The organism is Achromobacter sp. 1012554356 (assembly GCF_059760815.1).
In genome coordinates, this window is the sequence record NZ_JCBANC010000040.1 from 48,982 (window position 1) to 60,032 (window position 11,051).

The 11,051-nt window shown below is 65.4% G+C and carries 8 protein-coding genes; 5 read left to right on the top strand and 3 right to left on the bottom strand.

Annotated features, from left to right (window positions below):
* The first annotated feature begins 138 nt into the window (after positions 1-138).
* On the top strand, positions 139-1,173 hold the full coding sequence (locus tag AC6LJW_RS19800) for a C45 family autoproteolytic acyltransferase/hydrolase (protein WP_056560929.1): 1,035 nt from the start codon (positions 139-141) through the stop codon (positions 1,171-1,173).
* 25 nt (positions 1,174-1,198) lie between these two features.
* On the opposite strand, the gene AC6LJW_RS19805 is transcribed toward AC6LJW_RS19800, so the two are convergent.
* The 3 genes from AC6LJW_RS19805 to nudC form a co-directional block, all read right to left on the bottom strand.
* Complete coding sequence (locus AC6LJW_RS19805; RefSeq protein WP_498088058.1) at positions 1,199-4,822, bottom strand: hydantoinase B/oxoprolinase family protein; 3,624 nt, start codon at positions 4,820-4,822, stop codon at positions 1,199-1,201.
* Positions 4,823-4,910: 88 nt separating this feature from the next.
* Positions 4,911-5,420, bottom strand: a complete 510-nt coding sequence (locus AC6LJW_RS19810; protein WP_191578669.1) for a winged helix DNA-binding protein — start codon at positions 5,418-5,420, stop codon at positions 4,911-4,913.
* A gap of 136 nt (positions 5,421-5,556) precedes the next feature.
* A complete protein-coding gene (gene nudC / locus AC6LJW_RS19815; protein WP_056560922.1) occupies positions 5,557-6,327 on the bottom strand; it encodes an NAD(+) diphosphatase in 771 nt (256 codons plus the stop codon).
* A 294-nt stretch (positions 6,328-6,621) separates the two neighbouring features.
* On the opposite strand from nudC, the gene AC6LJW_RS19820 reads away from it, so the two are divergent.
* The 4 genes from AC6LJW_RS19820 (at position 6,622) to AC6LJW_RS19835 (ending at position 10,800) form a co-directional block, all read left to right on the top strand.
* Entirely contained in the window at positions 6,622-7,596 is a 975-nt protein-coding gene (locus AC6LJW_RS19820; RefSeq protein WP_056560919.1) for a TRAP transporter substrate-binding protein, read from the top strand.
* A 7-nt stretch (positions 7,597-7,603) separates the two neighbouring features.
* Complete coding sequence (locus AC6LJW_RS19825) at positions 7,604-8,104, top strand: TRAP transporter small permease (protein ID WP_498088059.1); 501 nt, start codon at positions 7,604-7,606, stop codon at positions 8,102-8,104.
* Entirely contained in the window at positions 8,097-9,398 is a 1,302-nt protein-coding gene (locus AC6LJW_RS19830; protein ID WP_056560914.1) for a TRAP transporter large permease, read from the top strand. The genes AC6LJW_RS19825 and AC6LJW_RS19830 overlap by 8 nt, the downstream gene beginning before the upstream one ends.
* A 331-nt stretch (positions 9,399-9,729) precedes the next feature.
* A complete protein-coding gene (locus AC6LJW_RS19835; RefSeq protein ID WP_498088060.1) occupies positions 9,730-10,800 on the top strand; it encodes a porin in 1,071 nt (356 codons plus the stop codon).
* Positions 10,801-11,051 lie beyond the last annotated feature (251 nt).

Genomic DNA, 11,051 nt, shown 5'->3' on the forward strand with positions numbered 1-11,051 from the left:
CCCGGGCTTGTTGTAAGGGCATGATTCCTGGGCTGCGCCGGGTTCGCCGGTGCAACTTATCGACGATCTTAACGCATCAGGTGGAGCCCGGCGGAAGGACGGACCCCTTACAATCCGCGAGACATCCGGAGGTTTTCGATGGCCTGCAAATACGTACGCATCGCTGGAAACCGCCGCCAGGTCGGCCTGGCGCTGGGCAAGCTGGCCCGCCCCGTCATGGGGTCGTATCTGAAACAGAGCGGCACCTGGGAAGCGCTGCGGCCGTGGCGGGGCCATCCTTTCGTGGATGAGCTTGCGCAGCAGGCAGAGGCCGCCTTGCCGCAGATCTGGGAAGAACTCGACGGCCTGGCCGAAGGTCTGCGCATGCCGATCAAGGATGTGCTGCTATGGCATTGCCGCGGCGATCTGCTGCACAGCAGCACGGATGGCTGCACGTCGGCCGCCCTGCGCACCGCCGACGGCACGCGCTGGATCGGCCACAACGAGGACGGCGATCCGTATCTGTATGGCCGCTGCCATCTGGTGGACGTCGCGCTGGACGATGCGCCGGGTTACCTCAGCTTCTACTACCCGGGCTCCCTGCCCGGCCACACCTTCGCCGCCAATCGCGCGGGCCTGGTCCAGACGATCAACAACCTGCGCAACAAGCAGCGGCATGCGGGTGTGCCGCGCATGTTCGTGGCGCGTGCGGTCCTGGATTGCGCCACGCTGGACGAGGCGGTGGCGCTGCTGCGCGACCTGCCCCATGCCGGCGGCTTTCATCACACGCTGGGCGCGGCGTCAGACGCGCGCCTGCTCAGCGCCGAGGTCACGCCGGGTTCGGTGTCCGTGCTGGACATCGGCCGGCGCTACGGGCACGCCAACCACATGGTGCACGCCGCCACCCGGGGCCAGGCGCAGATCATCACCGATTCGTCGCGGGCGCGGCAGAACCGGATCGAAGGCCTGGTGGATGCGTGGCTGCCGGAATCCGGCAGCGCCGACATGCTGGCAGCCCTGCTCGATACCGAGGGAAAGCTGCCGATCCTGCGCACCGCCAAGGACGATCCCGACGACGAGAACACCCTGGCGACGGCAATGTTCGAGATCACCGATGACGCGGTCGCCCTGCGCGTCTACGACCGCAAGGCGCGCCCCGATATCGCGCTGGACGTGATGTCCGACCCCGAGTGATCGGGACCGGACATCGGGGCGTGCATCACTGCGCGCCGAAGCCGCCGCCTCCCGGCGTTTCCACGACGAACACATCACCTGGGCGCAGTTGCGCGCTGTCCTGCGGACCCAGTTCCTCGATAGTGCCGTCCACGCGTTCAACGGTGTTCCGGCCCATCGCACCCGGCTCGCCGCCAGCTAGACCGAAGGGAGCAAACCGCCGGTTGTTGGACAGGATGGCCGCGGTCATGTCTTCCAGAAAGCGAACGCGGCGCACGCCGCCGTCGCCGCCGGCATACCGGCCCTTGCCGCCCGAACCCTTGCGGATCTCGTAGGACTCGAGACGGACCGGGAAACGGAACTCCAGCACTTCCGGATCGGTCAGGCGCGAATTGGTCATGTGCGCCTGCACGACCGACGTGCCCGCAAAGCCCTCGTCATGCGGACCGGCCGCGTCGATGCGCACGGGACCGGCGCCGGTGCCGCCGGAGATGGTCTCGTAGTACTGATGGCGCGCGTTGCCGAACGTGAAGTTGTTCATGGTGCCCTGGCTGGCGGCCAGCACGCCCAGCGCGCCGTACAGCGCGTTGACGATGCACATGGACGTTTCCACGTTGCCCGCGACCACCGAGGCGGGCGGGTTCGGGCGCAGCATCGAGCCTTCCGGCACGATGATGGACAGCGGCACCAGGCAACCGTCGTTCAGCGGGATGTCGTCGTTGACCATCGTGCGGAACACGTACAGCACGGCGGCCACGGCGATCGCACCCGGCGCGTTGAAGTTGTTGTCCAACTGCGCCGAGGTGCCCGTGAAGTCGACCACGGCGCTGCGCGCCTCGGTATCCACGCGCACGGCCACGCGAATGACCGCGCCGTTGTCCAGCGGGTACTCGTAGCTGCCGTCCTTCAGCACCGAGATCACGCGGCGCACCGCCTCTTCGGCGTTGTCCTGCACGTGGCCCATGTAGGCGCGCACGACGTCCAGACCGAAGTGATCGCACATGCGCAAGAGTTCCTGCACGCCCTTTTCATTGGCGGCGATCTGCGCGTGCATGTCGGCGATGTTCTGATCCGGGTTGCGCGCCGGCCACCGGCCCGATCCCAGAATCCCGCGCGCCGCCGCTTCGCGGAACTCGCCGTTCTTGACGAGCTGGAAGTTCGTGAACAGCACACCTTCGTCTTCGACCGTCTTGGAATCCGGCGGCATCGAGCCGGGCGTCGTCCCGCCGATATCGGCGTGGTGGCCGCGCGATCCCACGTAGAACAGGATCTCGCGCCCGGCCTTGTCGAACACCGGCGTGATGATCGTCACGTCGGGCAGGTGCGTGCCGCCGTGGTACGGATCGTTCACGACATACGCGTCGCCGGGCATCATCCGGCCAGCGTTGGCGTTCATGACCGTGCGCACGGACTCGCCCATGGACCCCAGGTGCACCGGCATGTGCGGCGCGTTGGCGATCAGGCGCGCCTGCGCGTCGAAGATGGCGCAGGAGAAGTCCAGGCGTTCCTTGATGTTGACCGAGTACGCCGTGTTCTGCAGGCGGTAACCCATCTGCTCGGCGATCGACATGAAGAGGTTGTTGAACACCTCGAGCATGACGGGGTCGGCCTGGGTGCCGATCTTGCGCTGTTCACGGCGCGCTTCCACACGGCGGATCACGAAGTGGTCCTGCCCCGTCAGCTCGGCCTGCCAGCCGGGCTCGACGACCGTGGTCTGGTTGGGCTCGGAAATGATGGCCGGGCCCGACACCACGTCGCCGCCGGCCATGTCTTCACGCACGTACAGCGGGGTGTCGCGCCAGGCGCCCGCGCTGTACATGCTGACCACGCGGCGGGCCGTCAACGCGCCCTCGCGGGTGCGCGACGTCGACGCTTCGCCGACTCGCTCGCCGCCGCCGGTCGCCTCGACCGAGATGGTCTCGACCACGAGTTCGCGGTTGGGCATCAGGAACGAATAGCGTTGGCGGTAGGCGGCCTCGAAGTCGCGGCGCGCCTGGTCCAGGTCCGAGAACGCCACTTCCAGCGCGGTGTCGGTGCCGCGGTATTTCAGATGCAGGCGACGTTGCACGGAGATATCGGCTTCGGCCACGTGCTGGCGGCGCAGTTCCCCGACGGCCTGGCCTGCCAGGACGTCCAGTTCATCCTTCAGCTCACCCATCAGGGCGGCGTCCAGCACCTTCTCAACCGTCTTCTGGCGCATGTCGGTCTGGTCCGCCAGGCCCATGCCATAGGCCGACAGCACACCACCCAGCGGATGCGCGAAGACCGTCGTCATGCCAAGCGCGTCGGCCACCAGGCAGGCGTGCTGCCCGCCCGCGCCGCCGAACACGGTCAGCGCGTATTCGGTTACGTCATGGCCGCGCTGCACCGAGATGCGCTTGATGGCTTCGGCCATGTTGCCCACGGCGATCTCGAGAAAGCCTTCGGCAAGCTGCTCGGGCGACATCTCGCGGCCCGTGGCGGCGCGCACTTCGTCGGACATGGCGGAAAAACGTTCGACCACGGCATCGCGGTCCAGGGGCTCGTTGGCCTCGGGTCCGAACACCTTGGGGAAGAAATCGGGCTGGATCTTTCCCAGAAGGACGTTGCAGTCCGTCACCGCCAGCGGACCGCCGCGGCGATAGCACGCCGGTCCCGGATTGGCGCCTGCGGAATCGGGGCCGACGCGCAGGCGCGCGCCATCGAAATGCAGGATCGAGCCGCCGCCGGCCGCAACCGTATGGATGCTCATCATCGGCGCACGCATGCGCACGCCGGCCACCTGGGTTTCAAATTCGCGTTCGAACTCGCCCGCGTAGTGCGACACGTCCGTGGACGTGCCGCCCATGTCAAAGCCGATCACCTTCGGGAAACCGGCGATCTCGCTGGTGCGCACCATGCCGACGATGCCGCCGGCCGGGCCCGAGAGAATCGCGTCCTTGCCGCGGAAGCGGTGCGCGTCGGTCAGACCGCCGCTGGACTGCATGAACATGAGCCGGATTCCCGGCAATTCGCCAGCCACCTGATCGACGTAGCGCTTCAGGATGGGCGACAGGTAGGCGTCCACCACGGTCGTATCGCCGCGCGAGACGAACTTGATCAGCGGGCTGACCTCGTGCGACACGGACACCTGCGTGAAACCGATGTCGTTGGCGATGCGTGCGGCCTGCGCTTCATGGCCGGTGGCGTGCCACGCGTGCATGAAGACGATGGCGACCGCGCGGATGCCGCTGTCGTACGCCGCCTGCATATCGCGGCGCAGCGCAGCTTCGTCCAGCGGACGGATCACCTCGCCGTCCGCGGCGACGCGCTCGTCGGCCTCGATGACGGATTCGTACAGCATCTCCGGCAGCAGCACGTTGCGGTCGAAGAGCCGCGGACGGTTCTGGTAGGCAATGCGCAGCGCATCGCGGAAACCGCGCGTCGTGACCAGCAAGGTACGTTCGCCCTTGCGCTCCAGCAGCGCGTTGGTGGCCACCGTGGTGCCCATCTTCACGCACTCGACCTGATCGTCGGGCACGGGCTGGCCGGGCGCGATGCCCAGCAGCTTGCGAATGCCGGCCACGGCGGCGTCGCGGTATTGCTCGGGGTTTTCCGACAGCATCTTTGCGGTGGTGGTCGTGCCATCGGGACGGCGCGCCACGATGTCGGTGAAGGTGCCCCCACGGTCAATCCAGAATTGCCACTTCATAGGTGTCCTTGAAAACAAGAGATCGCCGGAGCGCGTTCGGCCACGGTCGGGTTGCTGACAGATCGGGGCCTTGCCCCGCATGTTGGGTTCAGAGCGACGTGGCGGCGCGGGCCGCCTGGTCGTACAGGCCGGATAGCGCGCGCAGCGTGTGCGCCAGTTGGCGGCTGAATTCCAGCCCGCCCCCGCCCGGGCCATCCAGGCCGGCGGTCAGGCATTGCTCGCGGATTTCGCCGTAGCGCTTGAGGATCGCCGCGCCTTCGGGCGTGACGCTGTAGAACACTTCCTTGCTGCTGCGCTCGCCGCGCACCACGCCCAGCCGGTCCAATTTCTTGAGCGCATAGCTGACGATGTGGGTGTCTTCGACGTTGAGCGTGAAGCAGATATCGGCCAGCTTCTTGGGCCGCTCGCGGTGGTAGACGTGGTGAAACACCATCACGTCGGTGGGCGTCAGATCCGGCAGGCCCGCGGCCGCCATGCACCGCACCGTCCAGCGATCGAACGCATGGCTGGCGATCATGAGACCGAACTCCACCTCGGAGAGATCGGGCGCGCTGCCGCCGGCAAGATGCGCCGACGATGCAATCAAAGTGGGGGTCATAGAGGCGAAAGCCGAGTGTTAACTGAACGAAATACTAATAATTTATATATATTTCATCAATAAAAAATACTCGGAAGCCGCAAAAAATCCCTCGTTTCGAGGGAATACCCCTACCGCGGCGGACGCCGCATCGGCCTTAAGGCGCGGTCCACCCCACGGGCAGATTGGCCCGGATCATCCAGCCGGCGATCGAGATGCGGGCCGCGATGTCGGGCATCTCGTCACCCGGGCCGAACCAGCGGGCGTCGGCGATTTCGTCTTCCTGGATGCGGATGTCGCCCGAGACGTAGTCGGCGGTAAACGCGACCATCAGCGAATGCGGGAACGGCCACGGCTGGCTGCCGAAGTACTGCAAGTTGCCGACCTTGAGGCCGACTTCCTCGTAGACCTCGCGGTGGACCGTCTGCTCGATGCTTTCGCCCGGCTCCACAAACCCGGCCAGCGCCGTGTAGCGCGCGGCGGGTCCGTTGGCATGGCGCGCCAGCAGGATGCTGTCGCCCTTGCGGATCAGCACCATCATGGCCGGCGAGATGCGGGGATAGGCGGAAAGGCCGCAGGCCGGGCACCGCAGGCAGAACTCGTGCGTCACGCGCTCGGCTGGCGTGCCGCAGGCGCCGCAAAACCGGTGGGTGCGCGCCCATTCGGCGATCTGATAGGCGCGGCCGGCCAGCGCCATCGATTCATCGTCGAACACGCCGAAGAGCGAACGCAGCTTCTTGAATGCGTAGCCTTCTGGCGCTTCGAGGCCGGGATCGACACATACCGTGCGATAAGGCGAACCTGTCTCCATCCAGACCGGCTGCAGGGCCGCGGCGGCAAGACCAATCCGTTCGCACAACGCCGTATCCGGCAACACGCTGGACGATGCTTCGACCAGCAACTCATCACGACGAAAAACGAAATTCACGCGGCCCTCTTCACAGCATCTTCGATTGCGCAATCTTAGAAGAAAAAGCGCGCGCCGGACGGCTTGCCTTCAGCGCGCGACGCAAACTTCGCGGCTTCATTGAACCTTCAACCAATGAACAACAGCGCCCCCCCTAGGAATTACCCGTAAAACAGCGATTTCCCGCGCTTTGTTACCGCACAGCAACATAGAATGGCACGGCGCTCAGGCGGCGCGACGCCGCGCCGCGCTTTCTTTTTTTCGCAATGCCTATCGGGCCAGACCCGTCTTCACCATTCGCAAAGAAGGACCACCATGTACAAGAAAATCTCGCTGTTGACCGGCAGCATCGTCCTGGCATTCAGCGCGGGCGCACAGGCCCAGACCAAGTGGGATCTGCCCAGCGCCTACCCGGCCAGCAACTTCCACGTCGAGAACCTGACGACCTTCATCAAGGATGTCGATTCGCTGTCGCAAGGCAAGCTCAAGATCACGCTGCACAACAATGCCTCGCTGTACAAGGCGCCCGAAATCAAGCGCGCGGTGCAAGGCAATCAGGCCCAGATCGGTGAGATCCTGCTGACCAACTTCGCCAACGAAGACCCGATTTACGAACTGGACGGCCTGCCCTTCCTGGCCACTGGCTACGACGCGTCGTTCAAGCTGTACCAGGCTCAGAAGCCGTTCCTGGAAAAGAAGCTGGCCTCGCAAGGCATGACGCTGCTGTACGCGGTGGCATGGCCGCCCCAGGGCATCTTCGCCAACAAGGACATCAAGCAGATCAACGACATGAAGGGCCTGAAGTGGCGTGCTTACAGCCCCGTCACGGCCAAGATCGCCGAACTGGTCGGCGCGCAGCCCGTGACCGTGCAGCAGGCCGAACTGGCCCAGGCGCTCGCCACCGGCGTGATCGACTCGTACATGTCGTCGGCTTCCACCGGCTACGACACCAAGACGTACGAGTACATCAAGAAGTTCTACGACACGCAGGCCTGGCTGCCCAAGAACGCCATCATCGTGAACAAGAAGGCGTTCGACGCGCTGGATCCGGCCACGCAGGAAGCCCTGAAGAAGGCCGGCGCGCAGGCCGAGGAACGCGGCTGGAAGCTGTCGCAGGAAAAGAACAAGTGGTATCAGGCCGAGCTCGCCAAGAACGGCATGGAAACCATCCAGCCCACGGTCGAACTCAAGGAAGGCCTGAGCGTGATCGGCAAGCGCATGCTGGAAGACTGGCTCAAGAAGTCTGGTGCTGATGGCCAGGCCATGATCGACGCCTACAAGAAGCAGTGATATCGCCATGCGCCGTTTTCTTGATGGTCTTTACGGCGCAGCCGGCCTTCTGGCCGGCTTGTGCACGATAGGCGTTCTGGTCTCGGTGCTGGCGGCCATCCTCGGCCTCCAGCTCGACCTGCACATCCCCGGCACCGATGCCTACGCCGGATATTTCATGGCCGCCGCCGGCTTCCTGGCCCTGGCCAGCACGTTCAAGCACGGCGAGCACATCCGCGTCACGCTGCTGCTGAATTCGCTGAATCCAGCCGGCAGCCGCCGGCTGGACATCTTTGCCCTGGCCGTCGGTTCCCTGCTGGCCGCCGCCTTCGCCTTCTTCAGCATCAAACTGACCTACGACTCCTGGCTGTTCAACGACGTTTCAACGTCGAACGATGCCACGCCGCTCTGGATTCCGCAGACGACCATGGCCGCTGGCACGATCCTGTTCTTCGTCGCCCTCGTCGATGAACTGGTCCGCCGTTCGCGCGGCATCGCCGCCGCCACTTCGCAGCAAACCCATGAATGAACTTCTCGTCATTACCTTATTGGTCGTTTCGATCTTTGTCCTGCTCGGCTGCGGGGTCTGGGTCGGCCTGACGCTGGCGGGCACCGCCTGGATCGGCATGGAGATCTTCTCCAGCCGTCCGGCCGGCGACGCCATGGCCGTCACGATCTGGGGCGCCTCGTCCAGTTGGACGCTGACCGCCCTGCCGCTCTTTCTGTGGATGGGCGAGATCCTGTTCCGCACGCGGCTGTCCGAAGACCTGTTCAAGGGGCTGGCGCCCTGGCTGAACCGGCTGCCGGGCCGCCTCTTGCACACGAACGTGATCGGCTGCGCGATCTTCGCCGCCGTGTCGGGCTCATCTGCGGCCACGTGCGCCACGGTCGGCAAGATGACCATTCCCGAACTGACGCGCCGCGGCTACCCCGAGGAAAAGATCCTCGGCACGCTGTCTGGCGCGGGCACGCTGGGGCTGCTCATCCCACCCTCGATCATCATGATCGTGTACGGGGTAGCGGCGGATGTGTCGATTGCGAAGCTGTTCATCGCCGGGATCATTCCGGGGATCGTGCTGGCGCTGATGTTCAGCGGCTACATCGCCTGGTGGGCCATCCGCAATCCCGGCGAAGTGCCGGCGGCGGATCCCGGCCTGAGCTTCATGCAGAAGCTGTCGCGTTCGCGCCACCTGATCCCGGTGCTCCTCCTGATCGGCGCGGTGCTGGGCTCCATCTACACCGGCATCGCCACCGCCACGGAAGCGGCGGCGGTCGGCGTGGTGGGCGCCCTGATCCTGTCGGCGCTGCAGGGCTCGTTGAACGGCTCCACCTTCATGCAGTCTCTGCTGGGCGCCACGCGGCTGTACTGCATGATCGCGCTGATTCTGGCGGGCGCGCAGTTCCTCACGCTGGCGATGGGCTATATCGGCCTGCCGCGAGCGCTGGCGGAATGGATCGGCGGACTGGGCCTGTCGCAGTTCGGTCTCATCATGGCGCTGATGGTGTTCTTCATCATCCTGGGCTGCTTCCTGGACGGCATCTCGATCGTGGTGCTGACCATGGGCGTGCTGCTGCCGACGGTGCAGGCCGCCGGCATCGACCTGATCTGGTTCGGCATTTTCATCGTGTTCGTGGTGGAAATGGCACAGATCACGCCGCCGGTGGGGTTCAACCTGTTCGTGCTGTCCGGCATGAGCGGGCGGGAGCTGCCCTACATCGCGCGCGCGTCGCTGCCGATGTTCTTCCTGATGATCGCCGCCGTGCTGCTGCTCTATGTGGTGCCCGGCATCGCCACCTGGCTGCCGCTGCACATGACGCTGTAACGTCGCGTCTGCGCCACACGAACCCCGTTCCAACGAACGGGGTTTTTCTTTTCTGTTCGTCCGCTATCGGCGCGGCGCGGGTTTATCGGCGTGTAAACCCGGGAAAACGCCGAATATTTTCGATATTCCCCATCCGCCAACTTACTTAGAATCCCCAGGCGCCCGTGTGCTGCACCGGCATGGCGCATCTTGCACGCTGACCTCTGCTCCGGACCCGCGCCCAACCATGGCGTCGGTGCAGCGGCCAAGCGCCCGGCAAACCGCCGGACGCCGCAAGCCACGCTACCAGCGTGGCGCAATCACAAATCAGCTACACCTGGAGGAGTCCAACATGAAACGCATCACCCTATCGCTGGCTGCGGCCGGCCTTGGCCTGGCCGCCGGCGCAGCAAGCGCCGAAACCAGCGTCACCCTGTACGGCATCGCCGACGTCAGCATCCGCTACCTCAGCACCAGCTCGGGCGCCGTGGGCGAAGACGGCAGCCGCATCTCCATGGAAAACGGCGCCATCTCCAATAGCCGCTGGGGCCTGCGCGGCTCCGAAGACCTGGGCAACGGCAACCGCGCCTTCTTCCGCCTGGAAAACGGCATCAACCTGCAGAACGGCCGGGGATCGGACACGTCCAAGGCGTTCAGCCGCCTGGCTTACGTCGGTTTGGACGGCGGCAGCATCGGTACGCTGACCCTGGGTCTGCAGAACACGCCCATGTTCGACCTGCTGGCCGACTACTTCGACCCGCTGACCGTCGGCAACTACGAGCAGAACGCCTGGCTGCCCGCCGCCATGTCGCGCGTGCGCACCAACAACATGACCAAGTACGCCAATACGTTCGGCAATCTGGCCGTCGTGGCGTCGTGGGCAAACGGCGAAGACTGGGACGACCGCAAGGCCGGCCAGCAATATGGCGCCAGCCTGCGCTACACGATCGGCCAGCTTGGCCTGGGCGCCGCCTGGCAGCAGACCTACGCCGCCACCGATTCCGACGAACGCCAGCGCGCCTGGAACCTGAACGCGTCCTACCAGTTCGAGTCGGCCAAGGTCTTTGCGGGCTACTTCAACGGCCGCGACGAAACGGGCTGGGTCAACGGCGTCATGGGCGGCACCACCACCGCCAGCCTGGACCGCAAGGACAACGGCTACTTCGCCGGCGTGACCTGGCAGGCTACCCCGCGCTGGGCCATCACGGGCGCCGCCTACTACGACCGCAGCGAGAACGTGGTCGTCGAAGGCGACAAGGGCAAGCGCTACGCGCTGGTCGCCGTGGCCGAATACTCGCTGTCCAAGCGCTCGCAACTGTACGGCACCGTCGACTGGAACAAGGTCAGCGACGCCGCCAGCGGCGAATTCGCGGGCAAGAGCAACCAGGTCGGCGCCGCGGTGGGCTTCAGGCACATTTTCTAACCCCCGCGTGTCTGACACCCGGCGCACCCAAGAAATCGGCCACCGAAGCCGATCCCTCCGCATGCCGCAATCCCCGGGTGTCTGACACCGGCCGAATCCTCCGATCGCCCCGAGTGTCCGACACCCGTCCCACACCTTGGCCGACGTACAAAGGGTGTCAGACACCCAAGTAGCGCCGTCTTCCCTCCAAGATCGTGCCAACGGGTGTCAGACACCCACAGCCGTCCCCCACCGGAGCGGCGCCCCGCACC

Excerpts from the sequence above, each read along its gene's own strand:
- AC6LJW_RS19800 (WP_056560929.1), top strand. The coding sequence starts at position 139 with ATGGCCTGCAAATACGTACGCATCGCTGGAAACCGCCGCCAGGTCGGC.
- AC6LJW_RS19805 (WP_498088058.1), bottom strand. The coding sequence starts at position 4,822 with ATGAAGTGGCAATTCTGGATTGACCGTGGGGGCACCTTCACCGACATC.
- AC6LJW_RS19810 (WP_191578669.1), bottom strand. The coding sequence starts at position 5,420 with ATGACCCCCACTTTGATTGCATCGTCGGCGCATCTTGCCGGCGGCAGC.
- AC6LJW_RS19820 (WP_056560919.1), top strand. The coding sequence starts at position 6,622 with ATGTACAAGAAAATCTCGCTGTTGACCGGCAGCATCGTCCTGGCATTC.
- AC6LJW_RS19825 (WP_498088059.1), top strand. The coding sequence starts at position 7,604 with ATGCGCCGTTTTCTTGATGGTCTTTACGGCGCAGCCGGCCTTCTGGCC.
- AC6LJW_RS19830 (WP_056560914.1), top strand. The coding sequence starts at position 8,097 with ATGAATGAACTTCTCGTCATTACCTTATTGGTCGTTTCGATCTTTGTC.
- AC6LJW_RS19835 (WP_498088060.1), top strand. The coding sequence starts at position 9,730 with ATGAAACGCATCACCCTATCGCTGGCTGCGGCCGGCCTTGGCCTGGCC.